26 protein-coding genes and 1 pseudogene are annotated in these 26311 nt (G+C 36.6%); 14 read left to right on the top strand and 13 right to left on the bottom strand.

Translation table 11 applies throughout. From position 1 onward, the window contains the following. Positions 1-187: 187 nt before the first annotated feature. From GQR56_RS08410 to GQR56_RS21640, 3 genes are all read left to right on the top strand, one after another. On the top strand, positions 188-583 hold the full coding sequence (locus tag GQR56_RS08410) for a DNA/RNA non-specific endonuclease (RefSeq protein ID WP_240920922.1): 396 nt from the start codon (positions 188-190) through the stop codon (positions 581-583). A 2-nt stretch (positions 584-585) separates the two neighbouring features. After that, positions 586-885, top strand: coding sequence for a hypothetical protein (locus tag GQR56_RS08405; RefSeq protein ID WP_166110323.1), 300 nt, complete (start codon positions 586-588; stop codon positions 883-885). A gap of 240 nt (positions 886-1125) precedes the next feature. Continuing rightward, a complete protein-coding gene (locus tag GQR56_RS21640; protein WP_277344302.1) occupies positions 1126-1248 on the top strand; it encodes a hypothetical protein in 123 nt (40 codons plus the stop codon). Between the two features lie 287 nt (positions 1249-1535). Here the strand turns inward: GQR56_RS21640 and GQR56_RS08395 are convergent, their stop codons facing one another. Further along, positions 1536-1958: a hypothetical protein gene (locus tag GQR56_RS08395; protein WP_166110320.1), complete on the bottom strand. Its 423-nt coding sequence runs from the start codon at positions 1956-1958 to the stop codon at positions 1536-1538. A gap of 605 nt (positions 1959-2563) precedes the next feature. Here GQR56_RS08395 and GQR56_RS08390 point away from each other — a divergent pair. Then, positions 2564-5068: a metallophosphoesterase family protein gene (locus GQR56_RS08390; protein WP_166110317.1), complete on the top strand. Its 2505-nt coding sequence runs from the start codon at positions 2564-2566 to the stop codon at positions 5066-5068. A 210-nt stretch (positions 5069-5278) separates the two neighbouring features. On the opposite strand, the gene GQR56_RS08385 is transcribed toward GQR56_RS08390, so the two are convergent. From GQR56_RS08385 to GQR56_RS08340, 10 genes and pseudogenes are all read right to left on the bottom strand, one after another. Beyond that, a complete protein-coding gene (locus GQR56_RS08385) occupies positions 5279-5959 on the bottom strand; it encodes a hypothetical protein (RefSeq protein ID WP_166110314.1) in 681 nt (226 codons plus the stop codon). Between the two features lie 144 nt (positions 5960-6103). Continuing rightward, a pseudogene (locus tag GQR56_RS21695) lies at positions 6104-6351 on the bottom strand (DUF1272 domain-containing protein). Between the two features lie 647 nt (positions 6352-6998). Next, entirely contained in the window at positions 6999-7730 is a 732-nt protein-coding gene (locus tag GQR56_RS08375; RefSeq protein ID WP_166110311.1) for a glutaredoxin, read from the bottom strand. Between the two features lie 28 nt (positions 7731-7758). Continuing rightward, complete coding sequence (locus GQR56_RS08370; RefSeq protein WP_166110308.1) at positions 7759-8271, bottom strand: DUF305 domain-containing protein; 513 nt, start codon at positions 8269-8271, stop codon at positions 7759-7761. Positions 8272-8405: 134 nt separating this feature from the next. Further along, positions 8406-8924: a DUF411 domain-containing protein gene (locus GQR56_RS08365; RefSeq protein ID WP_166110305.1), complete on the bottom strand. Its 519-nt coding sequence runs from the start codon at positions 8922-8924 to the stop codon at positions 8406-8408. A 10-nt stretch (positions 8925-8934) separates the two neighbouring features. Continuing rightward, positions 8935-9423: a nuclear transport factor 2 family protein gene (locus GQR56_RS08360; protein WP_166110302.1), complete on the bottom strand. Its 489-nt coding sequence runs from the start codon at positions 9421-9423 to the stop codon at positions 8935-8937. Positions 9424-9446: 23 nt separating this feature from the next. Then, entirely contained in the window at positions 9447-10355 is a 909-nt protein-coding gene (locus GQR56_RS08355; protein WP_166110299.1) for a CopD family protein, read from the bottom strand. An 11-nt stretch (positions 10356-10366) separates the two neighbouring features. After that, positions 10367-10774 carry a copper resistance CopC family protein gene (locus tag GQR56_RS08350; RefSeq protein ID WP_010554094.1) on the bottom strand — a complete coding sequence of 136 codons (408 nt, stop codon included), beginning with the start codon at positions 10772-10774 and terminating at the stop codon, positions 10367-10369. A gap of 22 nt (positions 10775-10796) precedes the next feature. Further along, positions 10797-11660, bottom strand: a complete 864-nt coding sequence (locus tag GQR56_RS08345; protein ID WP_024610724.1) for a copper resistance protein B — start codon at positions 11658-11660, stop codon at positions 10797-10799. Beyond that, a complete protein-coding gene (locus GQR56_RS08340; protein ID WP_166110296.1) occupies positions 11657-13480 on the bottom strand; it encodes a copper resistance system multicopper oxidase in 1824 nt (607 codons plus the stop codon). Before GQR56_RS08340 ends, GQR56_RS08345 begins: the two co-directional genes overlap by 4 nt. A 166-nt stretch (positions 13481-13646) precedes the next feature. Between GQR56_RS08340 and GQR56_RS08335 the strand changes: the two genes are divergently transcribed. Both GQR56_RS08335 and GQR56_RS08330 read left to right on the top strand, forming a co-directional pair. Then, positions 13647-14333, top strand: coding sequence for a heavy metal response regulator transcription factor (locus tag GQR56_RS08335; protein ID WP_024610726.1), 687 nt, complete (start codon positions 13647-13649; stop codon positions 14331-14333). Further along, on the top strand, positions 14323-15720 hold the full coding sequence (locus GQR56_RS08330; protein ID WP_024610727.1) for a heavy metal sensor histidine kinase: 1398 nt from the start codon (positions 14323-14325) through the stop codon (positions 15718-15720). The genes GQR56_RS08335 and GQR56_RS08330 overlap by 11 nt, the downstream gene beginning before the upstream one ends. 68 nt (positions 15721-15788) lie before the next feature. Here GQR56_RS08330 and GQR56_RS08325 read toward each other — a convergent pair whose 3' ends face one another. Further along, positions 15789-16418 (bottom strand): hemolysin III family protein, encoded by a 630-nt coding sequence (locus GQR56_RS08325; RefSeq protein WP_024610728.1) that lies wholly within the window; start codon positions 16416-16418, stop codon positions 15789-15791. 731 nt (positions 16419-17149) lie between these two features. Between GQR56_RS08325 and GQR56_RS08320 the strand changes: the two genes are divergently transcribed. Together GQR56_RS08320 and GQR56_RS08315 are read left to right on the top strand one after the other, a co-directional pair. Continuing rightward, positions 17150-17512 carry a hypothetical protein gene (locus GQR56_RS08320; protein ID WP_166110293.1) on the top strand — a complete coding sequence of 121 codons (363 nt, stop codon included), beginning with the start codon at positions 17150-17152 and terminating at the stop codon, positions 17510-17512. A gap of 418 nt (positions 17513-17930) precedes the next feature. Then, on the top strand, positions 17931-19418 hold the full coding sequence (locus tag GQR56_RS08315) for a cellulase family glycosylhydrolase (RefSeq protein ID WP_166110290.1): 1488 nt from the start codon (positions 17931-17933) through the stop codon (positions 19416-19418). 119 nt (positions 19419-19537) lie between these two features. On the opposite strand, the gene GQR56_RS08310 is transcribed toward GQR56_RS08315, so the two are convergent. Continuing rightward, a complete protein-coding gene (locus GQR56_RS08310) occupies positions 19538-21223 on the bottom strand; it encodes an alkaline phosphatase D family protein (protein ID WP_166110287.1) in 1686 nt (561 codons plus the stop codon). A 279-nt stretch (positions 21224-21502) separates the two neighbouring features. Here GQR56_RS08310 and GQR56_RS08305 point away from each other — a divergent pair, with 279 nt between their 5' ends. From GQR56_RS08305 to phrB, 6 genes are all read left to right on the top strand, one after another. Next, a complete protein-coding gene (locus GQR56_RS08305; RefSeq protein WP_024610732.1) occupies positions 21503-21775 on the top strand; it encodes a hypothetical protein in 273 nt (90 codons plus the stop codon). A 235-nt stretch (positions 21776-22010) separates the two neighbouring features. Then, complete coding sequence (locus GQR56_RS08300) at positions 22011-22589, top strand: LON peptidase substrate-binding domain-containing protein (RefSeq protein WP_024610733.1); 579 nt, start codon at positions 22011-22013, stop codon at positions 22587-22589. A 69-nt stretch (positions 22590-22658) separates the two neighbouring features. Then, positions 22659-23282 carry a sigma-70 family RNA polymerase sigma factor gene (locus GQR56_RS08295; protein ID WP_024610734.1) on the top strand — a complete coding sequence of 208 codons (624 nt, stop codon included), beginning with the start codon at positions 22659-22661 and terminating at the stop codon, positions 23280-23282. Then, positions 23275-23955, top strand: a complete 681-nt coding sequence (locus GQR56_RS08290) for a ChrR family anti-sigma-E factor (RefSeq protein ID WP_024610735.1) — start codon at positions 23275-23277, stop codon at positions 23953-23955. Before GQR56_RS08295 ends, GQR56_RS08290 begins: the two co-directional genes overlap by 8 nt. Before the next feature lie 8 nt (positions 23956-23963). Continuing rightward, positions 23964-24917, top strand: coding sequence for a DUF523 and DUF1722 domain-containing protein (locus tag GQR56_RS08285; protein WP_024610736.1), 954 nt, complete (start codon positions 23964-23966; stop codon positions 24915-24917). Continuing rightward, the gene (phrB, locus tag GQR56_RS08280) at positions 24917-26311 is read left to right on the top strand and encodes a deoxyribodipyrimidine photo-lyase (RefSeq protein ID WP_166110282.1); all 1395 of its coding nucleotides are present in this window, start codon (positions 24917-24919) and stop codon (positions 26309-26311) included. Before GQR56_RS08285 ends, phrB begins: the two co-directional genes overlap by 1 nt.

Genomic DNA, 26311 nt, shown 5'->3' with positions numbered 1-26311 from the left:
TGCTAATTTTCATGACGGACGTTCCCTTTTAACTGAGTGTGAGTTAATACCAGTTTGGCGCATTGACGCCGTTTTGGGGAGCGTCCATCTCATCATCCATCCTAAATTTGCACTTCCAATTAGAATCTAGGCCACAGTTTTATTTTTTAATTAGAGTGGCTGTCTAGTTTAGCTTTTTGATGATGGGATGACTTACAAGACCGATGACTTAGGTCGAGGGGTAAGTTCTTCAGGTAAATTACGTCTTAATGCAGGAGGTAATCGTTTTTATGATGACCGTAAAATTGGTCATCAAGGTAATACGGATGATATTGCCTTTCATGCCGGAGCTGACCAGTTTGGCTTTCAAGGAGGGGCTTTAAACCTTTCTCCTGGAAATAAATTTTTAAACAACAAGGAGTATGCTGCGTTTGAAAGAGAGCTGAAAGGCCATCTTCAACAGGGAGGGTCTGTATATGCAGATTTCAAAACAGTATTTAATGCAGGAAATAGCACAGTTAGGCCTGATAAATATGTAGTTAAATATCGTTTAGATAATGGCGAATGGCAGAAACGAATATTTTTCAATAAGGAAGGGGGTTGATTTTGCAGTTTAATGATCCGGTAGAGTATTACCAAGCAATTGCGAACGAATTAAATGAAATTATTAATGAACCATGGGTTTCAATTGAAGTTGAAGCTAAATTATTTGCAGATTCAATAAATCTTAAAATTGTATTTTTTCGTACTGATGGTTCGAGAGAAAGTGATGTGGATGAGATCATGCTACCTGAGTATTTTTATGAATTAGCAAAAGTAGTGAGTAATGAGGAGAAAGGTCTCTATAAGCAGTGTGATTTTATATTGAATAATAACGGGAAATTTGACGTTAATTTTGAGTATTAAATAGTCCTCAAAAAATATCAAGGAGTCAGCAAACTTGATTTGATGATATTTTACAGTTACTTGATAAATTCCAAGGGGGGAAGTGTTTTACTTCTTTGTTGATTAAGGAGCTTATTTGATAAAAACAACCTAATTGAAGCACTGTGAAATAACAAAGACACCTACTTTAAATAGTGGGTGTTAATTTACTACTAACACGTTGTACTTAAACAACATAACACTCAAAAAAAGGACATTTCGATGCCAGCAATGAAATTAAGCCAATCTGTAGGGATTGGCGGCGCAAATAAACCAGAAGATGTAAAAGAAGTACAAGTCGCTTTAAATTCACTTCTTTCTCTTATATTACCTACCAAAAAATAGTTGTAGACAAGCGTTTAGGCTCACGCCCTGAAAACTCTAAAACGGTCGCAGCTATTAAGTTATTTCAAAGCAAAGTGGTAAATATGGTACGCCTAGATGGAAAAATAGAGCAAATGGTCGTACACATAGAAAAATCAAAAGTCGCGAGAAGTCGCGAGGGTTAAATCTTGATTTCATATATCATAATTTCTCATACTCTGAGCAGAACTCATAGCCAGAAGCGGTCATTCAAAAGTAGAGTGGCAAAAGGCAAGCGGTGCCCTCCAGTTTCCTGCATTTTTCTACTTTCAGATTACACCTGACTTTTTACCCAAATGGCAAGACCAAGTATCTGAACCATGATGCAAAGCTGGAACATACTTGCAAAATGCACCAACCGTTTTTTGCTGTGAATTCTTATATATTAATTTTGTTGCCGTTTCGCCTTCAAATTCAACGATAACTTTTTCATCTACATTAATAAAGAGCGGTAGGGGTATACCAAGCCCAATAAAAAACCCATTAATGCTTTCGTCTGTAGCTTTGTAGTACCAAACTTCTTTTTTTTGTCCAGACTTTATTTTGATAGGTTCACCAAATTGCTTTTTAACTTCTGATTTAGTTAAAGAAACACTTTCCTCTTTATCATGAGAATACACAACTCCTGCACCGATGCATCCTGAGATAGATATTGCAAAAACAACAGTGAAAAAAATTCGTAAAATAGCCACTTATCAATCCTTAATTAGCTAAAAAGTACCATTATTAAATGGTGGTTAATTAAATATGACATATATTCAACTTGATTAGTACGTTTTAAATTTGAAAAGGTTGTCGAACATTGGTGATAGTTATTGGTTTTGAGCACTCCCAATCTATAAGAATATCATTTCCCTCAAATGATAGAATTTTAAAACTAAATGATGTCAGTCCTTATATTTTGCATGTTGATACAAGTTTTATTAATGCCCGTACTTTGCCTAATTTCGAATGAGTGTCACACGTGTTCGACCCTATAAAAAATGAGAGAAAAGGCACGCCAAAACGATCTTTGCTTTTTACGTCATTTTTATAAACTCTAAAGTCTAAATATTCTCTCTACCATTGAAGACAGTGCAACCTATTGATTTGTTGTCTTTATCTCAATCATTTACTGGTTGGTTTTCACTTTTTATACCATTAATAATTAATGTGGCAGTTGGGTTAATTTTGTTGTTAATTTATATTTCCATAAAATTGTAATATTTCCCCTGTACCTTATTTACTTTATTTCTATTTGGCAGCTGTGAAGCTAAGTTGCCATAAAATTATAATTAAATAATAGGTAAATACCCTAATGAAGGCTTTAACCAAAACCGCTCTAATAGTTGTTATTTCAAATGCTCTTTTTGCGTGTGGTTCTGATAACTCAAATACAACAGAAAGTACTGAGCAAGTTGAAAATGAAACTACGGTAAGTACTACTCTGACGCAAGGTGCTAATAAACTAGCAGAAAACAATAGCGATAATGTTTGGCGTTTTGCTGTTATACCCGATACGCAAGGCCGAGATGATGATGATTATAAACAAACAATTACACACACCTACGATGGTATAACGTTATCTGTCGATATTGGATATGACGTTAATAATGATGACATTTTTGATGGCGAAGGTTGGAAGATTGACGTGTCTGACCCGTATAACGCTATTTTTGTTGATGAAAATGGAGAGCCTCTTGCTACCGGCGACGTGCCTGTTGAAGTCGCAAGTAGCGAACGCGCTGATACGCCTTATGATTTTAAACACCTTCCTGCTTTATTAGTTGACCCTATTGTTTCTAAAATAAAAGAAGAGGGGGTTTCAGTTGTACTTGCTGTTGGCGATATGACTGATGTACGTACAGAAAACGAATACGTCGAATGGATGAACAAAGTAGGCACACCGTTAAGCGAAGCCGGAATGACTGTTTTACCTGTGCGTGGGAATCACGAAATTGTAGACGGTTATGATTGGCTAAGTTGGTTTACTACTTCAGTAGATACGACAGATAATCGCTCTGTTAATAATATGGATAATGGTATTGATGCATATACCGATGCCGATTCACAGCAATACGATCAAGGGTACAATTTGTATCAACAATACCCAGGAACACTGTTAAGCAAAGGGTTAGAAAGTGGCGAGATAGTGGGCTACGAAGGTATTGAAGATCTTATGTACTATACCGTTCAAAACAATACGTTATTTATTGCTATAGACTTTTATGCCAGTGATTTAGTGTCTGTTAACTATGAAGGTACTTGGCTTCTTATTTATGATTGGTTAAAAAATGTTTTAGAAACAAAAGGGACTACGGTTGATCATATTGTAATGTTTGGTCATGAAGCTTTATCAACCAAAAAGCGTCCGTCTGTTTATAATTATGATGAATATTTTGACTATATTAGTTCATTAAAAAGTGATGGCACTAGTGGAGATGAGGATGAAACTGAGCCAGGTATATTAGGGCTTGATACTGGTCAATTAGGTTATTTACAGCTGCAAGATGAGTCTTCTCCTGGCTTAATGGATAACGTCCTTAATTTATTGAGTGAATATAAAGTTAACTATATTGCTGGGCACGATCATCAATACTCTCGTAGCTTAATTCATCCAGACAATTCGAATCCATCCGTTGGCTTTACACAGATTGTTGCGGGTAATGCATCTTGGAAAGCGTATAACAATCGTTATGGTATTCATGATAAATATGAAACGGGTTTAGCGCAGGATAATTTTGCTCAAGTTGGTGACTACGAAGGAACAAATAGTCAGTACACTAAAGATTTAACTAAGTATGAAAAATCAAACAAAATTTCATTTGTGATTGTTGAAGTTAATGGTCGTCAAATTACGTTTAAAAACTATTATGCACCTGTAAATTTCTCAGAAGCTGATATGAACATGGGAACATATTGGGACGAATCTCAAAATGCATGGGTGCAATATGATGTTGATTCAACAGGTAAAACCATTGAAGAAATTATCCCTATTGAATGGAGTGTCGGGGATAGCGCAAGCTATACGAGTGATGCGCTACAGCGTGTTGTTTCTCCTTATGAATCTTATTGGACAACAACAAAAACACCTGATGAAGCAGGTTATATTGGTACTGAAGCGGCTATTTTAGATGGTTTTAATTTAACGTATAACAGTGTTGAAGTGTTAACAACCGATACCCAAGATAAAAAGCAGGTAGGGGTTGATGCAAACTATCAAGATGATTTAGGGACAGGTAAAGGGGAATATACAACGTTTGCTGATGCTTATAGTATTCCTCGTAAAGAACAAGCAATGAACGAATTGTTGTCATTGAGCTGGTTTACTGACGATGATGCTACGACTGTATCTGATATTTTGCACATTAATGGTAACTTAAACCAAGATGGCTCATATAAAAACACCAACGGATTTGTGCAAACACGTTCTCCTTCAGAGTTATTTTATGATAAAGATGCAGTGGAAACTGATAATCCAACAAATGTTATTCGAGATGGCGTAATCACAGCTGAAGATGACGCTGACGCAATGGCGATTGCTATGACTGCTCCAGAAGGAGTTGATTTATCTACTTTAACCATTGGTCGATACAACGAAGAAACGGGTGTTTGGGATACGTTTTTAGATGAAAACTGTTTTACTGCCACATCTTACTCGGATGACTTTAGTGTTATGTTCCAATCGGGTTTTGGTAGTACGCCTAGTGATGTAAGCAGCAGTTGTGGGACTTATTTATGGGGTTATAATCATAACAACAACTCTGTTTGGGGTTTTACCCATAAAGATGGTCGATTTGCGTTGGTTTTAAAAGTGGATTAAGTGACGTCGTTTTTTGTTTGATTTGGTTTCTTTGTAGTAATTAGGGTGAATGCGATCCTAATTACTACATTGTTTTATATATTAGTGTTTTAATAGCGAGATGACTCATTAACGCCAAGGGGAGGGCTATATCAATGGGGAGTCATATTATTTTAAAATGCTCTGCACACATAGCTTAGTTATAAACCGTAAAGTACAGGTAAAAGTATATTACCCTTTTACGCTTTCCATATAGTGAAAAATATCTACGATCTCTTGCACTATTGCTATATTTACCTTCAGGTTTTCAATATTATTTTCTATAAAATCAAAATTGTTTTTTATATATTCATCGTCATTTCTTTCTAAGTAGTTTATGAAATGTTGTTGCAACGTTGTCGGGCTACCGTAATGACCATAATATCTGTTCAAAAAACTAGGAGTAAGAAAATCTTTTTGATTTTCCATTCTCATTTGTAAATTGTTTAGATGTTCAACTTCTAAATCTATATCGTCGATGTACAGTGGATATAAGTCCCTTATTAACGGAACTGCCTTAGATATAATGAGAGACAGACCATCACGTAACGCTTCATCATTTATTTTTCTTTCATCATCATTAAGTTCTAAAAAGTCTTTTTTCGAGCTTTTAATATTTCGTAAATTAAAAAAAGTGACTGCAATCACTCTCCACTCTGCCTTTTGCATGTAGTCAGTATAGTTCATGTACTTATCGAAGTTTTTATCATCTGTGTTATTTGTATAGTTAAGATAAACCGAATAATGGGTTCGCCCTAAGTTGTCCTTTTCATTTTTATCCGCTTTATAATTATCGCCATTTGTTCTTATTTTAGGCACTGATTTTATCAGCTTATTAACTGCCAAATGTAAAGATGCCATTAGTTCATTCATAAAAATTCCTTAAGTAAAATTTTGAGCTCAGTAATATAGCTTTTAAGTAAAACGTGTAGCCTCACAAGGGGCTTTAACGGACTATATAACTGATTGAGAAGCATAAACATAGCTCACTTCTTTGGTGTCTATATTATGTGTTTATTATGTATGTGGCGTACAGCTACGGTCTTTTAAAATACGTTTAGTTGATGCAGGGTGGTCTTTTAATGCTGAAATTGGTCTTATTGGTCGGGTAACAAAATTCCCACCACAATTAGGACATTGATTATTTAAAATTGTTCCACACAATTTGTACAAAAAGTGCATTCAAAAGAACAGATATCCGCTTCTATTGAGTTTGGGGGTAAATCCTTATTGCAACATTCACAGTTAGGTCTTAATTCTAACATTTAAATCTCTATTTTAAGAACATATAGCACTTAGATAATAAGGTAAGTAATGATTGGCTATATGTTGGATTTTACCAACGTTAAGCGGGATGACTCAATTGTGAGTCAATATTTTTGATGTTTCCTCAAAAATATTTATATGTATATTGCTCATTACTTTTAGTGATTGAACAGACGATTTAAGCTTGTTTTTTCATCATCAATTAATAAGAGAAATTTTGAAGAACCTGAAATATAACTTTCAAAATCAAATAACGAAATAGGTTCAACATACCATTTATGCGTAGAGTAAAGCTCTTCGATACTTCGTTGATTTATTTAACCAATAGCTTATTCGTATTTGCTTTAATATTGTTTTTTAATGCCACGCCCATAAACTTTGCTCTCAGAGCTGAAGGTATTTGTAATAGGCGCGCACAAACTATGTAGTGGTCAATAAAATAATTAATGATTTACAGCCCAAAATAATCTTGGAATATAAATAAGATTAGAAATTGTGACACAGTCTGGTTGAAACTAGATGATGCCTTAAAGGTGTCAGAGCAAATTGATGGGGTTTAAGTTCAGGCATATACCAGACTCAGTTACTGAGTCTGGTATATGCTATAAAAAAGCTCGTTATTATATTTTTAAATTAAAGCTGTTGTTTACCTAACAAACATCCAAATACCGGCAGCTATCATAAATAAGTTTTCTGTTAGGGAGATAAACCCTAGTGGTACGTTACTGTCACCGCCTACACACGCACATTTTAGCTCTCGTTTATCTATATAGACTGCTTTTATCACTGAAACAGCCCCAACCCCACCTATAAATAATGAAATAGGGGCAATAACATAGGCTGGTAATCCGGCTATCATTCCAATGCCAACAAATGCTTCTAAAAATGGGTAAACATAAGCGTACCTAACTACTTTCATAGCGACTAAATCATAGGTTATAAATGAATTAGTAAAGCTAAATAAGTCTTGAAGCTTTTGTATTGCTAACACTGCCATTGTTAGGGCTACAAACAGTTCAGCGGTTTGCATTGATAATAAGCTATTATCCGATGCAAAACTAAATGCCACACTAAGCAAAAAACTAACTGAAAAAATCGCAATTACGGGGGTGTAAGTTGTGCCTTGTTGAGCAGCTTGTGGCTTATTAAAGTAATCGCGTAAATCGTCGTAGCCACCAATACGTTTATTATCAATTAATGTTTGAGGTGTAGTTTCTACACTGTGTTGTTTTTTAAATTCATCTGTTTGCTCTCGAGAAGTTAAAAGCTGATCATCAACTGTATATCTCTCTCGCTCTAGTAGGTCTTTTGATTTTAAACCAAACGGACAAATATGCTCATCTGTTGCCATTCTAAAAAGTTGGGCTGATTTACTCATGCTTTACTCCTTATGTTATGTGGTTTATTTATTTATTTGAATTGAAATTTGGAACCGCTCTTAATTGTGCTTGAGCATTGGTTTGTGCAATGCCGTTTTGCTCTATATCTTTTAGGAGCCATTGCATTTCTTTTATTTCTCGCTCTTGGGCTTCAATTATATTTGTAGCTAGCTTTTGAACGCGTTTATCTTTGATTTTTGATCTGTCACTGGTGAGTATGGCAATTGAGTGATGTGGGATCATCGCCGACATCCATGAGCTATCAGCAACAGTCGCTTGTGAGCGAACTAAAAATAAACTTCCCGCAAATACGGCAACACTAGCAATGAGTACTGCTATATTTTTCTTTTTATCTTTATACATATTGAGCATGAAAAGCAGCATTATCACTGCCATCGCGGCTCCCATATAAAGCGCCATATAAGTACGAGTTTCACTAAAATAAACATGACTAAGTTGGTAGGTGTTCAAATACATCAATACAAACATGGTTATTGTGGATGTTGCTATCATTAAACAAAATTTTGAATAGTGTGACATTGTATTGCTCCTTGTAAGTTACCTATTTTATTTTTACATGTGAGTAATTTTTACACTATTAAACTCACAAATTAGTGTTTTCTGGTATGTAAAATAAGTATTTAATAATTAACTCAAAAAATTATGCCGTTAAGCTAAAATTGCTCGTTAGATTTACTTATGTATCTGTAGGTTTCTTCATTTGAGTTGTTAGTGAGTAGTTCAATATTATATTTGTGAAATATACCCTTCATTTCCATTCCTGGAGTGCCAATAGGCATTCCTGGTACACTTAAACCTGTAATGTGCGGTGCGTGTTGCCCAGATAAAAATTGTTTTATATATTTAGCGGGAACATGACCTTCAAATACAAATCCATCGGCTGAAACGGCTGTATGGCATGAACGCATATTAGGTTTTATTTGATACTGAGATTTAATCGACCCCATATCATTAACGTTAATTACTTTTGTTTGAATATTGTTTTCGCTCAAATGAGCAATCCACTTATTACAACATCCACAATTTTTACTTTTATAAACGGTAAGCTCAATTTTAGGTTTTTCTGAATTATCATAAGTTATTAATGCTTTATGTTGTTTTTCGATACTTATTGTAGAAAATGACATAGTTAACGATAAAAATAACGCTGAGGTAATGTAGATTACTCGCATTGTTAACTCCTTAATTTGACCAATGAATATGAGTGATTTTCCAACCTGTATCGGTGTTTTTTAATGTGATTGATTCCATTCCCATAGACTTAATATCTTTTCCTTTGTACTTTCCTTGAGTTTCACTTCTTGAAACTGAGTAAGCTATGTCTCCATTTGTGTAAACTTTATGCTCTAGTAGTTCACTATTAACTGCACTTAAGAATTTCATATCCGCTATCATATGATGGTTCGCGTATTCATCTGCAGAACGCTCAACACTTCCGCCTTCAAAAATGATGACATCGTCGGCTAGTAATTTACGTGCAGCTTCGCGATTGCCTTGTTTTAGAGATGCATGAAATAGGCTGACTGTCTTTGCAGCTTCGCTATCAACATTGACAAAAGCCCAGCCTTTTTTTGAATGTTCTTCATCGCTATGTGCACTAACAGCAAAAGAACTAACAGCGCTAAAAATTAGTAGCAATAAAATTTTTAAGTTAGAGGATTTAATTAACATACGTTTTCCTTTTTTATTAATCGTTAAACAGGCGGACCAACAAGTGTGGTAAATACACTTGTTGTAATAAGCACAAACAGGGCAATTACTATTTCAACAGTAATCGAACGTTTTAATATACTTATATGGTGTTGTTGAGTGATTTGCGGGACTAAAAAAAGCTTATGCCATGCACCTAGTAACAGCATCGCGCTGACGAGTAACAGCTTTAATAAAATTAGTTGCCCATAATTTGATGTAAACAATGCAGAAAATGACTCTAGGTACTGCAGGAGCAGAGTTAAGCCCGAAATAAGCAGTACAAATACAATAACAATAGCGAGTTGACCAAAGTAATGCATTAACCGCTTTACTTCACTGGTAGGTAGTAAAGTGCAGCTTTTGTAAAGCGGCCACAATGACCCTAACCAGCTCGCAATGGCAATAAGGTGAAAGGTTAAAATACTTTTCACTAACCCATTTTCATTTGCACTGTGCCCAGTAAAAGTGAAGCTATAAGCGATAAACCCAAGCATGATTAGTATAACGGCACCGTTTTTATAACCTGCTACGTTATCATCTGATTCCACATTCCACATACATGCGCTAATTAGAGCAATAATAAGCGCTGGTATTCTAAACGTTGCTTGGTCACCTATGACTGATTGCCAAACAATTTCAAGCATAAAGGGGTCAAACATTCCCATAAAGCCTGATTCAGCCATTGCTCCAGCTTCTATTGGTACTTGTAAAAGTGCAGCAATACTACCTGTAACTACACACGTAATTTGCCAACGTTTTAAGAACTGATAAAAGCTAATTAAGTGATGCCCTGCAACATTACTGTTGCCACACATAAAGCGCATTAATAAAGTGCCCGCAAGCCCTGCAATTGCGATATAGCTTGCTAGTTTTAATAATAGTAAGAGTACTGACCATTCACTTAATTGCATTATGTTGCTACTTAATGATTATGTTTGCTGTGGGTATTAGATTGTTCTTGCATCATCTTATGCGATTCACTTTTGTGTACCATAAATCTAAACGTGTCGGTCATTTTATGTCCATCACCACCGAGTGCTGTCCATTTAACCGTGTAAGTGCCTTGGGCTAGGCTCGGTAATGACCAACTAAAGTCTGTGCTTGGGGTGGAGCTGGGTTTGAAATCAAAGTTTATTGATTTATTTTTTTCATCTTTGATGATGACTTTTGCTAGCCTTACTTCACCACCAAAAGTTAACGAAAGTTGCTCTGGGCTTTTCATTAACATGGCTTCTTGCGCAGGTGTTGATTGCTTGAGTGATATATGCGCTGATGCGGAAAATGTAAGCACTAAACCTAAAATGGCTACTGCAGAATTAAAAAACTTCATAATTACCTCTTATTTAAAATGATTAAAACCAAAATTTAATACCCGCAACAAATGCGGTGTTGTTGCTACTTTGTCCACTTGATGTGGCATAGTCGGCGGTATTGCCAAATTTATTGCTCCATTCAACGCCAATATAGGGCGCAAACTGGCGTGTAAATTCATAACGAACCCTAACGCCAATCGCGCTGCTTGATAGGCCACTTCCAAGTTCGTTTTGTTTATCGTTTTTGCCATAAAGTGTAATTTCGGCTCGCGGTTGTATAATTAGCTTTTGCGTGAGTAGTAGTTCGTACTCTGCCTCTAACGTAAATGCGGTATTGCCTCGCTCACCTACGTACGCTGTCATATCAAGTTCAAACCAATAAGGGGCTAAACCTTGTAAGCCAAAAGCCAACCATTGCCGATTTTCACCTTCTTTATTGTAATCAAGACGAACACCTGCTTGAGTATCCCAATATGCTGATACGGCGTGCCCCCATAAAATATCGGTTTGGTTTTCTTCAATACTTCCTTCGCTGAAATCACCCTCGGTTTTAATTACCAATCGATCAAAGGTAGTGCCGTACCATGCTTGTAAGTCAAACACACCTGCGTTTGCTTGCTCGTTATATTCAAGACGATCGCCTAGTAATGCGTAAAATGGATGCTCATCAGCGAGTGTTAATCGCTCATTGCCCTCAAGCGCATATGGGCCTTCTGTTAAAGTTGTTCCCGCAGAGTAAGCATGAGGGTCTCTTGCATCTTTAGGTGCACTTCCTCCTTGTGGTTGCATCTTAGCGCTATTCATTTGTGCCATTTCACTTTGCGCTAATAAAGGGAAACTAATTAATGAAGCCCCAGTTAACATTAATAAACCTAATGATTTAGATAGTTTTAATTGTTTCATGATACGACTACCTCTCTAAACATACCGGCATCCATATGGAATAATAAATGGCAATGCCAAGCCCAGCGACCTACATCGTGAGGGGTGGTTAAAAAGCTGATTCTTTGTGCGGGTTGAACAGGAATCGTATGACGTCGCACTTGAACATCACCTTGCTCGTTTTCTAAATCACTCCACATACCATGCAAATGCATAGGGTGCGTCATCATGGTATCGTTTTGTAAAATAACTCTTAAACGTTGGTTATGCTTCATATGCACTGGCGTGCTGTTACCAAATTCTAAGCCATCAAATGACCAGCTATAACGCTCCATGTTGCCGGTTAAATGCAGTTCAATTTCAGCTTCTGGCTCTTGCTGGTTAGTGATCCCTTCAAGTGAGTGTAAATCTGCAAGTGTTAAAACACGGCGACCATTTTTACGTAAACCAATACCAGGATCATCAAGATTTGTTCTAGGCATATCAACGCGCATATCAACTGAAGCTCCATACTCCGTTTTTGCATGACGCACTTTAGAGCTGGCAACCGCCAATGGGTTTTCAGACATACCATGTTTGCTATGATCCATCGCCATTGCACCGTGCCCCATAGCGCTATGATCCATTTCTTTAGAGTTCATACCTGACATGCCAGCCATACCAGCCATTGCAGAATGCTCACCGCCGTGGGTCATATTGCCCATCATATCGGTCATCGTTAACCATTCAACAGGGTCAAGTGCAGGTACTGGCGCATCAATATTAGGCGAGCTTGATAAAGTTCCTTTTGCGTAACCAGAGCGATCCATACTTTGAGCAAAAATAGTATAGGCATCATTTTTAGGCTCAACAATTACGTCGTAGGTTTCACCAGGGCCGAATCTAAATTCATCAACTGTCACTGGTTCAACGTTTTGCCCATCTGCTTGTACAACCGTGAGCTTTAGCTCGGGGATACGCACGTCAAAAAAGCTATTACTAGAACCATTAATAAACCTTAACCTAAGCTTTTCACCGGCTTTAAATAATCCACGCCAGTTTGCCATTGGAGTACTACCGTTCATTAAAAAAGTCATTGCTGATGCAGATAAATCAGCTAAATCTGTAGGATTCATTCGCATCTGATTCCACATTTTTCGGCGCTGTAGAGCATTTGAAATACTGCTGCTTGAAACGTCATCGAAAAACTCTGGGACAGTGGGTTGATTGAAGTTAAATACATCACTCTGTACTTTTAATTTACGGAACAGCGCCATTGGGTCATCATCAGTCCAATCAGATAATTGAATAACATGCTCGTTATCTGCACTAATAATATCGTTTTCTCGCGGTTCAATAATTAATGCACCGTACATGCCTGTCATTTCTTGAAAGCCACTATGTGAGTGATACCAATATGTACCGCTTTGTTGCAGTTTAAATTTATAAACAAAGGTTTCGCCCGGCATAATGCCTTTAAAGCTGACACCTGGTACGCCATCCATTTGATACGGTAAAATAATGCCATGCCAATGAATTGAACTCGGTACTGATAACTTATTTGTTACTCTAATAGTAACGTCATCGCCTTCTTTTAGGCGCAAGGTCGGGGCGGGTATAGATCCATTGATAGTTGTCGCCATACGTACTACGCCAGTAAAGTTAACCGGCGATTCATCTATAACCAGATCAATTACTTTGCCGCTAAGTTCGGGCACAGTGCCTGTTATTGTTCCTGCTACTAAAGATGATGCAGCATGTAATACACTCGGAAAAGCAGCAAGTACACCTCCTGCAATTAAGCCTTGAACAAATCGTCTTCGTGGTGTGCTAACCTGTTGTGATGACTTTTTAAACCCCATTTCCTTACTCCTTCATAGCAGAATATGTATTGAGTATAGAAAATAGACCTGTCTTTAACATGACGCGAACATTACAAAGTTGTAATCTTGGTGTCATGTTGCTGTAGTGACAGATACTGCATAATATTTGCAGAGGTAGTTGTTAGGACTTTAATGAAGGAATTGTATGCGCTTATTAGTTGTTGAAGATGAAGCAAAAACGGGAGATTATTTAAAACAGGGACTAAGTGAAGCTGGTTTTCAGGTTTCTTTGGCACGCAATGGTCTTGACGGTCATCACCTAGCAATGACCGAATTATTTGATGTAATAATACTTGATGTCATGTTACCTGACGTATCCGGTTGGAAAATTTTACAGTCGCTACGTGAAGCAGATAACAAAACCCCAGTACTATTTTTATCTGCTCGCGATAGCATAGATGATAGAGTAAAGGGGCTCGAACTTGGTGCTGATGACTATTTAATAAAGCCTTTTGCTTTTGCTGAAGTTTTAGCAAGAGTACGCACTCTTATTCGCCGTGGTGCAGTGCAAACAGTTGACGATATACTGATCGTTGCTGATTTAGAAATGGATATTCCAAAGCGAAAAATACAACGTGCAGGCAAGCGTATTTTATTGAGTAATAAAGAGTTTAGCTTACTTGAACTATTGTTACGGCGCGAAGGTGAAGTACTGCCACGTTCGTTAATTGCTTCTCAAGTATGGGATATGAATTTTGATAGTGACACCAATGTGATTGATGTTGCCATTCGTAGGCTAAGAGCAAAAGTTGATGATGACTTTACTGTTAAATTAATTCATACAGTTCGTGGTATGGGCTATAAATTAGAAGTTGAAACTGATGACTATTAAGTCACGACCTTTATCACTTACGATGCGTGTTGTGTTGTTTGTGGCTGTAACCGTTATTGCGTGCTTAACTTTAGTTGCCTCTTTAATAAATAGTTCGATAAAACATCATTTTTTTCAGCAAGATAGCAGTGAACTACATGTTATTAATCAATCTATTGAATTTGTTTTAACACAACAGTATAAATCAAACCTGAAACTTAAAAATGAATTATCTAACGCTGTAGCGGGTCATCACGGTGTTTACTATCAGGTAAATACCGCAAAAGGAGAGCTGATTTTTCAAAGCTCTGAACGAGATTTTAGTGATTTTGCAATGAGTGCAAAGGCTTCAACTGGCTTTAACCGTAACAACATTATCTCATGGCAAAATGATACTCACACCTACCGAGCTCTGGTGAGTAATTTAAGTACTGGGCAACAGCAATACAAGATTACTACAGCGATAGATATGAGCTTTCATTTACACTTTCTCAATCAATTTCAGCAAAGCCTTTGGGCTATTATGTTTGGTTCAGCGGTACTCATTTTATTGGTGGCTTGGTTTGCTATACATCAAGGATTAAACCCTTTACGAGGTTTAAGTCAGAAAATGCATGATATCCAAACTAATAAAATGGATGTAAGGCTTGATGAAAATAAAGTGCCTATTGAGCTTGTTAATATGGTGCAGTCGTTTAACTCAATGCTCGACAGGCTCCAAGGTGAATTTATTCGCTTATCAAATTTTTCTAGTGATATTGCTCATGAACTACGAACTCCACTCACAAATATAATTACTCAAACACAGGTTGGATTATCTAAAAAAAGGCAGTTGGAAGAGTATCAAGAATTATTGTTTTCTAACTTAGAAGAACTTGAGCGATTAACTAAAATGGTTAGTGATATGCTTTGGCTCGCAAAAACTCAAAATGGGCTAATTAAACCCGTTCAAAACACTCTAAAAAGCCATGATGAAATTGAAGCGTTATTTGAGTATTTTGACGCTTTGGCTGAAGACTCATTGATTGCATTTGATAAAAAAGGTGAAAACCTTTGTTTTTATTGTGACAAATTACACTTTCGCCAATTATTATCAAACTTACTATCCAATGCAATTAGGTACGCCCCAAAAGGCTCATCAATCACAGTAAACAGTGAGATGATCACTGCTGAAAAAATATGCATTTCAGTGATTAATACAGGGGAGAGAATACCTTCTGAGCATTTACCTTATTTATTTGACCGCTTTTATCGACCCGATAAGTCGCGCCAACGACACAGCGATGGAGCCGGTTTAGGGCTTGCAATAGTGAAAGCTCTAGCGCAAGCAAACGGTGGCGGTATAGAGGTCAGTTCAAACAATCAAACTACCAGCTTTAAGGTTTATTTAAATTTAGCTAAAAGCTAAATATTAAAATCGATTAACTCAATGTTTGCTTGTTGCTCAAACCAGACCATTTTAATAGCTAAATCAGTTTAATAAACGTAATTACTAATTGAAATATAATGGCAAACACACCCCGCTATAACAAATAAATGCCAAATTGCGTGGCTAAATTGCGTATTTTTAGCACTGTAAAAAAAGGTGCCTAAGCTGTAAAACACACCACCGGCAAGTAACCAATAAAGTGCTTTTACATCAACTATTGAATAAAGCGGATATACAATGGCAAGTGCAAACCAACCCATTAGTAAGTAAGTTGCGAGTGATATTTTTTTATTACCATTTTTTACAAGTACTTTATAGGCAACGCCTGCCAGTGCCACAGTCCAAATAAAGGTAAGCGTTGCCCATGACCAAGTACCGCTTAACGAAATTAATAAAAAGGGGGTGTAGGTGCCTGCTATTAATAGATAAATAGCGCTATGGTCGCACTTTTTATAAAAGGCTCTTAAGCGAGGTTGAATACTGGCATGGTATAGGGTTGATGATAAAAAAAGTATGAATAAGCTACTGCCATAAATAGCAGTACTTATATAAGCTTTAGTGCTGGTGGCTTGATTAAATAAATCCCACATAACAAACACAGCAAAAATAATACCTAGGGCGTGGCTAATTACGTTTAGTTGTTCTTCTTTTTGAGAATAGGGCGCTTGAAGCGACATAAAGGATACCACCACTGTTTGAATGAATTTAAGTGTACAAGTGTGCGCTGAAAGTTTCAATGCTCGATTTAGAGCCTTTATGCATATTTTTATTGTTTTTCATAAAGTTAAAATACTTGTAAAAGGACCTCGTGAGTAATGAGGGAAAATGGTCATTGTACTCTAACTCAAAGCACTCTAACTCATAGTACTCTAACTCATAGTACTCTAACTCATAGTACTCTAGCTCATAGTACTCTAGCTCAAAGTAGTTATAGCGAAGCCGATAACTTAACTTGGTGTGGTTGATGTTTACTTTAATTTATTAAATTATTTTTATTTGTTCTTAGGGCGTGTTAATCGTCTCTAGAAAGAACCCTTCGAGCAGTGCATGTTTGGTATTTATGCTGCATTATCGCCTATTTATGGGGAATAACCACACTACATAGACTCTGCCTTGCCTAAAAACCAAACATACTGCTGTAAACTCAACCACCAAAGAACAACACGCCCTTGTGCTAAATTAAAAAGTAATTACTCAGAGCTAAGTAAAATAAAAGTCAGTAAAACATACCGTGCTATATAGGGTAGTGGTTTTATATTTGTTACAGATCAGCTTGTTTTGTTGGTATAGCGTTAACACTTGGGTTTGATGAACAATAATACATTTAACTACTTGATATTTTAATTGAGCCACTGCAAAGTGGCTTTTTTATGTGATCACTTTAAAGTGAAATTTATATTAGGTAAAAATGAAACAAGATATTAAAGCTGCGCTATTAACCGCTGTTATTTATCCGGGAGCAGGGCATTTTTTTCTAAAAAAGAATCTTATAGGTGCTATTTTTTCGGGTGTATTTTCGCTTCTTTTAATTTTAACGCTTAAAGATATATTTGCTATTGCACAATGCACAGCCAATGAGATTGTCTCGGGGAAAATACAGATGTCGGTAACTGCTATTTTAAACGCGGCGCATGAACCCTCTGCCGCTTGTGCTAAATTAGCAGAATATAAGTATGTACCTACTATGGTTGTTGTGTGGGTGTTAAGTATTGTTGATGCGTATCGCTTAGGTAGAAAGTTACCTGCGATTAAAGCCGAAGTTAAATCATAAATAATTTGAAAGCTAAGTTTCAAATCTATTCAGTAATAAAGACTAAAATTTACTCAAAGTTAAGTTAGCACTAATCATATTCCTTCTAAATATTAGTGGTTATTTTTATTAGATAACCATTAATTACCATTTATACATTTAATTATTACTTTTTTTTAACGTGTTTTTGTTTCTAAAATGTGTATAAAAAGCATGAAAACCTACTTAAAATCTTTAATCTCCTCTGAAAAGTTATTTTTTAATTTACTTTTTAAAACATAACGTTTTCATTTGTACCTATTTATTCATTTAATGTTAATAGTGTTCTGATACTTTACACCGGTAAAAAATTGAGACTACACTCCTTTAGTGCTTGGTTTTTATGAATGCTCTAATACATTAGGCAAAATGCCTGATTATTTTATTTAAGGAAAATATTATGAATAATAGTTTAAGTAACCACAAGAAAGGGACCTTTAAGGTTACGAGTTTATCTTTAGCTTTATTATTAGGTTTTTCAAGCCTTGCGAATGCAGCCGTTGAGCCATTAAACGTGAGCGGAAATCAAATATTAGCTGATGGAGAAAGTGTTAGCTTTGCTGGTACTAGTTTATTTTGGAGTAATACCGGTTGGGGTGGCGAAGATTTTTACACAGCAGACACCGTTGCCAAGGCTAAGTCAGAATTTGGTGCAACAATAATTCGTGCTGCAATTGGGCATGGAGCAAGTGCTGGTGGAAGTTTAAATTATGATTGGGATGGGAATATGAACCGTCTTGATACTGTTGTTAATGCTGCTATAGCACAAGACATGTACGTTATTATTGATTTTCATAGCCATGAAGCCCACACAGATCAAGCAACAGCCGTTCGCTTTTTTGAAGAAGTTGCAACTAAATACGGTGAATACGATAACGTTATTTACGAAATTTATAATGAACCACTGCAAATATCTTGGGCTAATGCCATAAAACCATACGCAGAAACCGTTATTGATAAAATTAGAGCAATTGACCCAGATAACTTAATTGTTGTAGGTACGCCAACGTGGTCACAAGATGTTGATGTTGCGTCGCTAGATCCAATTGATCGGGCTAATATTGCATACACTCTTCATTTTTATGCAGGTACACATGGTCAATCTTATAGAAATAAAGCACAAACAGCTTTAGATAATGGAATTGCTTTATTTGCTACCGAATGGGGTACAGTTAATGCCGATGGTAATGGCAGTGTAAATGTAAATGAAACTGATGCATGGATGGCATTTTTTAAGACAAATAATATTAGCCATGCTAACTGGGCTCTTAATGACAAAAATGAAGGCGCTTCTACTTTCACTCCAGGTGGAAGTTGGGACTCATTAACTGCTTCTGGTACAAAAGTTAAAGAGATTATTAAAGGTTGGCAAGGCAGTGGTAATGGTAACGTAAACCTAGATAGCGATGGTGATGGCGTAATAGACAGCGTTGACCAATGTGATAACACACCATCAGGTACAACTGTTGACAGCATTGGTTGTGCTATAACAGTTGCCGATAGTGACGCTGATGGCATTAATGATAATATTGATCAATGTCCTAATACACCAGCAGGTACAAGTGTCAATAATGTTGGTTGTGCTGTTGAGGTACCTGTTGCTGATAGTGACAATGACGGCGTTAACGATAATATTGATCAGTGCCCTAATACACCAACGGGGACTACTGTTGACGCTAATGGTTGTACGGTTGTAAGTTCTACTGATTGTAATGGTATTAACGCGTATCCTAACTGGGTTAGAAAGGATTATTCAGCAGGTCCTTATACTCATAACAACACAGATGACAAAATACAATATCAAGGCAAAGCTTATAGCGCTAACTGGTACACAAACAGTGTTCCGGGTAGCGATGGTTCATGGACACTTGCCCATAGCTGTAACTAAGTAAATTTTAGTTAAATATTAGAAGTAATACAGACTGTGAGAAGATGAATATTTTACTTATATTAAATATTCATCTTCTCTATTTAATAAAATACAGCTAATTTAAAATGGCTAATCTTTTAACCTTTATAAACACTTTGATGTTCATTAACGATGTTGTAATTTGGTGAGTCGATGTTATCGACATAGCGCCAATCAGCTACTATTTGATCATGAGTTAATGTAAGTAACATATAACCTCGGTGTGATAAATTACAGTAATTTAAATCATTTATAAGTAATGAAAGTGCATCTGCCATTTGCTTTGCTTGTTTTGTGTTTAGCGATAAGTAATGCTCCATTCCAGGTGATGTTACACCTGGTGTCGCAAACTCAACGCCAACGTTATTTCCCTTTATATCTATTAAATCTCCATGCCATGCATTATGTGTATCACCAGCAACGACTACCAATTTTTTATTTAACTCATTAGCGCTTTTATATAATGCTTCGCGTTCACTGGGGTAGCCATCCCATGCATCTAAATTGTATGGCATTAAGGTGTTTACTCTTGCCAGTTGTGCTGGCGTAACCGTTTTATTTATTAAAACGGCTTGTTTAATAGCAACGAGTTCTTTAATTACGGATGGAATTTTAGTGCGGTCTGATTGCGAGAAAATTTCAGTTGGTAGCCACATTTTTGTCATCAGTACTTGTTGACCCAATACTTGCCATTTAGCATTTGATTTAGCCATTGCACAGATGAGCCAATTTAGTTGTGTGTTGCCCAGTAATTGCCTTTGTGGATTATTTAAATCGTTAACAAAACCAGTAACATCCATTTTTTTTGTATCGGCATCTTTATAATCGCTGTACGCCAATTGTTTATCGCGCGCTATAACACGGGTATCGAGCATGTGGAGGCTTAATAAGTTAGCAAAGTTAAAGGTGCGGTAAATTTGTGGATTTTGCTCACCCATTGGCGGTCTAATCGGAAGCCATTCGTAATAAGCTTGAATGGCAGCAGCACGTCGTTTTAAAAAGTCACCTTCATTGCTACTGTGGTTTTCAGCGCCACTTTTATAGGTGTCATTCGCAATTTCGTGATCGTCCCATACAACTATAAAAGGCGCAGCTGCATGGAGGGCTTGTAAGCCTTTATCTGTACGGTAAATTGCATAACGTTTGCGGTAGTCACTTAATGTAATTATTTCCCCACTATTATCAGGTGCTAGTGAGCGACCAATTTTATCGGCGTTGTTAGTTGCATAACCGCCCATTGGGTATTCGTAAATGTAATCCCCTAAGTGTAATACTACGTCTAAGTTTTTTTGTTTAGCAGCATCAGAATACGCATTAAAGTAGCCCGCAGGGTAGTTTGAACACGAGACAACCGCTATCTTAACTTGTTCTATGTTATTGATTGGCAGTGTTTTAGCTCGTCCAACTGGGCTTACTGTTGTTAAACCAATAAAGCGGTAAAAGTACTGCGTATTAGCTTTGAGCTCTTGAACATCAATTTTTATTGTGAAATCGCGGCTTTTATTTGTTTCTGCGTATCCACGTCGAACAATATTCGTAAATTTTGCATCGCGGGCAAGTTCCCATGCGACAGTAGCATTTTCTTGTTCTGTTTGAACGTGTGTCCAAATTATTAATGCATTTTCTAGTGGATCGCCACTGGCAATACCATGTTTAAATTCGACAGGTGTTAATGATTTTTTTTGAAAAGTTTGCATGCAACCAGTTAAAGAGGTCGAAACTGCAATTGTAAATACACTTGCAATTGATGTTTTTAAAAATTGACGACGGGATGAATTAGACATACTGCACTTTGTTCAAGTTATTAATAGTAACGAACTACAGTACGCAGGAAATGTGACGTTTTTATAAACACTTTATGTATCTACTATGAAGTTAATTATTAACTAAAAAGTAGTCAAAAAATAAAGTTAAGTGGTTAAATTAACGAGAGGTGAATTTTTGAAATAAAGTAAATGTAATAAAAGTACTTTAAATACAGTTGGTTATTTTTTGTTTTTATGTTGGCACAACCCTTGAGTATATAACTACGTCTAAACAATACACAAACAAGGAATACCATTATGAAACGTTCAATTAAAATCGCTATGGCAAGTTTATTAGTATTAGGTTCTACGCAAGTACAAGCTGCAGAAGTAGACCTAGATGTAACTAATATAATTACTCAAAGTGTAACTAGCTATGTTAAACAAAGTACTTTAGAGCTTGAAAAATCATTAAAAGAAGCGTTCTCGTTTAACTCTCAAACAGTATTAGATGGCTTATTAAAAGAGTTTGAACTTGTTGAAGATAGCAAAAATAAAAATGTCATAAAGACTGATAATAAAGCCCTATAAACTGTTTAAAAGGATTAAGACGATGAGTAGTGATTTTGGATTATTTGCCTTAATGTTGGCTCCTGTAGCAAGTATGATTACTGCTTACTATTCCTTACAGATTTTAAAGTGCATGGGGAATTGGTTTAATATTTAGCCTGCAGCATAATAGGCAGTTAATTCGATTAATATAAAGCTGATCGACTTTGTAAAGGCGCACGTAAATAAAGGCAGAATGTTTAAAGAAGTAGACTTTATGAAACGTGCGATTTTTCCATTACCATTATTTATATTACCTGAAGGTTATACGCGATTACGCATATTTGAACCTCGCTACCTACATATGGTTAAAAGCGCATTAAAAGACAATACAGGCTTTGTACTTTGCACTTTTGAGCATGACACACCATTTAATATCAGTGCTCAAGGCTGCTTAATGGACGTGATTGACTTTGATCAAGACGACAATGGTACATTGCTAATTGATGTTTTTGCATCGCAAAGTGTTCAAATAAACGATGTTTATCAAGACGAACAAGAATTGCGTCACGGATTAGTGTCAGATTGTAATGCACCTTATTGGTACAAAGACAGTAATAACGAAATTGGTAAGCACCAACGCTTACATGATTCCCTCAAAGATGTTTTTTCTGGAAACCCAGAACTCAGAGTCTTATACAAACAGACTCATTTTAATAGACTACCGTGGATAGCTGCTCGTTGGCTTGAACTTCTACCTATATCTATTGAGAAAAAACAGCAACTTGCGTTTGAAACTAACTTTGATAACTTGCTAAGTTTCCTCCATACTGTGATTAACAATGAATTTGCCTAATTTAATTTGATCCAACTCTTAATATTGCTCGTATTTATAAATACAAAAGCAATAACGGGATTAATTATAATGGTAAGTCAACAACAGTCACCACGTTGTGAACCTAAAACAGGTAAGTATACTGCCATGCCAGACACGCCAAGTACTGAACTTATGCAATCGCTTATTGCGGTCGCAGAAAGTCGCGATAAAAAAGCGTTCGCCTTTTTATTCGAATATTTTGCGCCGAAAATTAAACGCTTTGGAATTAAACAATTTGGCGTTGAAGCGCAAGCAATGGAGTTAGTTCAAGAAACATTAACTTCGGTGTGGCGTAAAGCGCATTTATACAATAGCAGCAAAGGTGCCGCAACTACTTGGGTTTATACGGTAATGCGTAATGCCTCTTTTGATATGCTTCGTAAAATGAAAAGCAATAAAGAAGAAAACATAAGCGAAGATATTTGGCCGTTATTAAACGAATCACAAGATACTAATCACGAATACAGTGATCATTTAGAAGATAAACAAATTAAGCGTTACCTCGACAAGTTGCCAATAGCGCAAAGAGAAGTGGTTCGCGGTGTTTATTTTCAAGACATGTCGCAAGAGCAACTCGCTATGCAACTTAATATTCCAGTAGGCACGGTAAAATCTCGGTTACGTTTAGCCTTGCAAAAATTACGTAATGAAATGGGAGATCAGCATGATTAAACATCACCCTAGTGAAGATTTACTAGTACAACATTGTTCTGCATCGCTAAATGCATCTTTAAGTTTAGCTGTGTCTATACACCTTGACATGTGTCCTATATGCCAAGAGAAAGTTGCTAAGATTGAAGCGGCCAATGCAAATGTAGTGTTTAACGATAAACAAGTTTTATCGCCAAATGAAGATAAAGATAATCTTGAATTACTTGAAGAGTTTGAATCGAATGTGTTTGATTTAATTACTTCAGATTCGGGCATTGATGAAGTATACGAAGTTGAGCCAGTATCTATTAAAGTTAATGCACATGACTATCAACTTCCGCGAGCCTTAACTCGTATATCGCATAGTAAATTTACCCAAGTTGGTAAAATTGCTCGCTCGCGTGTTGCACTAGATGACGGCGCTTTACGCTCTAGCTTATTGCATATAGACGCAGGCGGCGAAATTCCTGAGCATACTCACACTGGTTTTGAAGTAACTTTATTATTAGATGGTGAATTTAGCGACGAGGAAGGTAATTACGTACCAGGCGACTTTATTTGGCAAGATGGTAGCCATTTACATACTCCACTTACGAAAGATGGTTGTTTATGCTTTACAGTTGTCAGTAGTGCGCTACATTTTAATAAGGGCTTCAGCAAGTTACTAAATCCAATAGGTAATTTGATCTACTAAGAGAATATATGCAAACTGATATAATAAAAATAGGTATAAGCGCCTGCTTAGCAGGCGAAAAAGTTAGATTTGATACGGGTCATAAAAAATCAAATTTTTGCATGGATGAGTTAGGTAAACACGTTGAATACACACGTTTTTGTCCGGAGGTAGCAGTAGGGTTACCTATACCTCGTCCAACTATTCGCCAAGTTAAAGTGGGCGATACCATTAAAGTATGTCGCCCAGATGGAACCGGTGAAGTAGGACAGCAGCTTACCGAGTACGGTAAAAAAGTAGCAACTGAGCAAGCTAAAGAATTAAGTGGATTTGTATTTTGTGCAAAAAGTCCGAGTTGCGGTATGGAACGAATTAAAATATATAACGAAGCTGGAACCGGTAATACATCAGAAGGCGTTGGTTTTTTTGCTGAGCAAATAATGAAGCACAACCCATTATTGCCATGTGAAGAAAACGGACGTTTAAATGACATGCATTTACGTGAAAACTTTGTAATGAGAATTTATGTATTTAAAAATTGGCAAAAGTTAGTACAAGAGCCGCTTACTGTTCACAAACTTACGCAATTTCATTCTCAGTATAAATACTTGCTAATGGCTCATAATTATCAAGCCTATCGTGACTTGGGTAAGCTACTAGGTACTTATGTAGGCGACGATATAAATGCAGTTGCTGATGATTATATTTTAGGCTTGATGACAGGTCTTAAAAAACCGGCTTCTCGCAGAAATAATTGCAATACGTTAATGCATTTACAAGGTTACTTTAAAACAGATTTATCGAAAGTTGAAAAACAAGAACTTCGTGATGCAATAGATGAATATCGCGAAGGATTGGTGCCATTGTATGTACCACTCACTTTATTAAAACATCATTTGAAGGTTCACCCAAATGAGTACCTTGAAAAACAGGTGTTTTTTAACCCTTACCCTCACGATTTAAAACTACGATTTGGTATTTAATGGATACATTATTTTGGTTTAGGCGCGATTTGCGCCTTTTTTCTAACGAAGCGTTAATTCAAGCGCTAAACAATGGCGCTAAACACGCCATTTTTTTTGTGTCTGAAAAACAGTGGCAACAACACCAAGTTGCGCCTATTCAGATTGACTTGCTTAAGCGCCGAGTAGCGTATCTTCAATCACAGCTTGGTGAGTATGGTATTACTTTACATGTAATTGACGCGCCAAGCTTTGTAGATTGTGAAAGCAAAATTATTGATTTTTGTAAATCAAATGATGTAAAGCATGTAATTGCTAATACAGAGTATGAGCTTAATGAAGTTAATCGCGATAAAGCTATTTTAAATAAATGCGATGAGCTTTCTATTACGTTTACATTATATGAAGGGGATTTAATTGCGCCGGCAGGCTCAGTTAAAAACCAAAGTAATGAAATGTATAAAGTATTTACTCCGTTTAAGCGCGCTTGGTTAAAGCAACATCAAGATACGCATTTTAGTTTGCCACAATGGCCTTTAGGTTCTGAGCCGATAAAGTGTAACGAAAGTGATTTACTTAAAAGTGATGGTTGCTCAGATAAGTGGCCGGTTGATGATGAAACCTTAGCAACCGTAGTTGATAACTTTATATGCGACAAGCTTACAAGTTACGATGATCAACGTGATATTCCAAGTATAAAAGGCACTTCGGGTTTAAGCCCTTACTTAGCTCTTGGAATTGTAGGTACTAAGCAGCTACTTATTAATATTCAGCAGCGTTATCCCGATATTTTAACTACATCAAAAAGTAAAACGTTTACGTGGATTAATGAACTCATTTGGCGCGAATTTTACAGACACTTAATAGCTGAATTTCCCAAGCTTTCGCGTGGTGATAACTTTAACGAAAAATATAACGCTGTTGTGTGGCGTAAAAGCGAAGATGATTTTAATGCTTGGTGTGAAGGTCGTACTGGTTATCCGCTAGTTGATGCTGCAATGCTGCAATTAAAGCAAACAGGTTGGATGCATAATAGATTGCGTATGGTTGTTGCCAGCTTTTTAACAAAGCATTTATTAATAGACTGGCGTGAAGGCGAGCGCTTTTTTATGCAGCACCTAATTGATGGCGACTTGGCATCTAATAATGGTGGCTGGCAGTGGGCTGCAAGTACTGGGTGCGATGCTCAGCCTTACTTTAGAGTCTTTAATCCTATAAGGCAAAGTGAACGTTTTGATCCAACAGGCAAGTTTATTCGTAAGTATTTACCAGAGCTTGAAAACGTGCCAGATAAACAGATTCATTTTCCACATACTTATTTAGCTGCAACAGGGCAAGATAAGCAGTGTTACTGGCCAGCTATAGTTGATCATAAGGCTGCACGAGAGCGTGCTTTAGCTGCATTTAAGGTATGA

The sequence above is a fragment of the Pseudoalteromonas sp. Z9A5 genome (assembly GCF_011378875.1).
Lineage (GTDB): Bacteria > Pseudomonadota > Gammaproteobacteria > Enterobacterales > Alteromonadaceae > Pseudoalteromonas.
This window is presented reverse-complemented; position numbering and strand designations above follow the sequence as displayed.

Bases quoted from the DNA above. Each gene is read 5' to 3' on its own strand.
- GQR56_RS08365 (WP_166110305.1), bottom strand. From the start codon at position 8,924: ATGCGAGTAATCTACATTACCTCAGCGTTATTTTTATCGTTAACTATG.
- GQR56_RS08320 (WP_166110293.1), top strand. From the start codon at position 17,150: ATGAAACAAGATATTAAAGCTGCGCTATTAACCGCTGTTATTTATCCG.
- GQR56_RS08285 (WP_024610736.1), top strand. From the start codon at position 23,964: ATGCAAACTGATATAATAAAAATAGGTATAAGCGCCTGCTTAGCAGGC.
- GQR56_RS08305 (WP_024610732.1), top strand. From the start codon at position 21,503: ATGAAACGTTCAATTAAAATCGCTATGGCAAGTTTATTAGTATTAGGT.
- GQR56_RS08330 (WP_024610727.1), top strand. From the start codon at position 14,323: ATGACTATTAAGTCACGACCTTTATCACTTACGATGCGTGTTGTGTTG.
- GQR56_RS08350 (WP_010554094.1), bottom strand. From the start codon at position 10,774: ATGAAGTTTTTTAATTCTGCAGTAGCCATTTTAGGTTTAGTGCTTACA.
- GQR56_RS08355 (WP_166110299.1), bottom strand. From the start codon at position 10,355: ATGCAATTAAGTGAATGGTCAGTACTCTTACTATTATTAAAACTAGCA.
- GQR56_RS08290 (WP_024610735.1), top strand. From the start codon at position 23,275: ATGATTAAACATCACCCTAGTGAAGATTTACTAGTACAACATTGTTCT.
- GQR56_RS08360 (WP_166110302.1), bottom strand. From the start codon at position 9,423: ATGTTAATTAAATCCTCTAACTTAAAAATTTTATTGCTACTAATTTTT.
- GQR56_RS08300 (WP_024610733.1), top strand. From the start codon at position 22,011: ATGAAACGTGCGATTTTTCCATTACCATTATTTATATTACCTGAAGGT.
- GQR56_RS21640 (WP_277344302.1), top strand. From the start codon at position 1,126: ATGCCAGCAATGAAATTAAGCCAATCTGTAGGGATTGGCGGCGCAAAT.
- phrB (WP_166110282.1), top strand. From the start codon at position 24,917: ATGGATACATTATTTTGGTTTAGGCGCGATTTGCGCCTTTTTTCTAAC.
- GQR56_RS08385 (WP_166110314.1), bottom strand. From the start codon at position 5,959: ATGAATGAACTAATGGCATCTTTACATTTGGCAGTTAATAAGCTGATA.
- GQR56_RS08335 (WP_024610726.1), top strand. From the start codon at position 13,647: ATGCGCTTATTAGTTGTTGAAGATGAAGCAAAAACGGGAGATTATTTA.
- GQR56_RS08410 (WP_240920922.1), top strand. From the start codon at position 188: ATGACTTACAAGACCGATGACTTAGGTCGAGGGGTAAGTTCTTCAGGT.
- GQR56_RS08370 (WP_166110308.1), bottom strand. From the start codon at position 8,271: ATGTCACACTATTCAAAATTTTGTTTAATGATAGCAACATCCACAATA.
- GQR56_RS08375 (WP_166110311.1), bottom strand. From the start codon at position 7,730: ATGAGTAAATCAGCCCAACTTTTTAGAATGGCAACAGATGAGCATATT.
- GQR56_RS08310 (WP_166110287.1), bottom strand. From the start codon at position 21,223: ATGTCTAATTCATCCCGTCGTCAATTTTTAAAAACATCAATTGCAAGT.
- GQR56_RS08390 (WP_166110317.1), top strand. From the start codon at position 2,564: ATGAAGGCTTTAACCAAAACCGCTCTAATAGTTGTTATTTCAAATGCT.
- GQR56_RS08345 (WP_024610724.1), bottom strand. From the start codon at position 11,660: ATGAAACAATTAAAACTATCTAAATCATTAGGTTTATTAATGTTAACT.
- GQR56_RS08315 (WP_166110290.1), top strand. From the start codon at position 17,931: ATGAATAATAGTTTAAGTAACCACAAGAAAGGGACCTTTAAGGTTACG.
- GQR56_RS08340 (WP_166110296.1), bottom strand. From the start codon at position 13,480: ATGGGGTTTAAAAAGTCATCACAACAGGTTAGCACACCACGAAGACGA.
- GQR56_RS08325 (WP_024610728.1), bottom strand. From the start codon at position 16,418: ATGTCGCTTCAAGCGCCCTATTCTCAAAAAGAAGAACAACTAAACGTA.
- GQR56_RS08295 (WP_024610734.1), top strand. From the start codon at position 22,659: ATGGTAAGTCAACAACAGTCACCACGTTGTGAACCTAAAACAGGTAAG.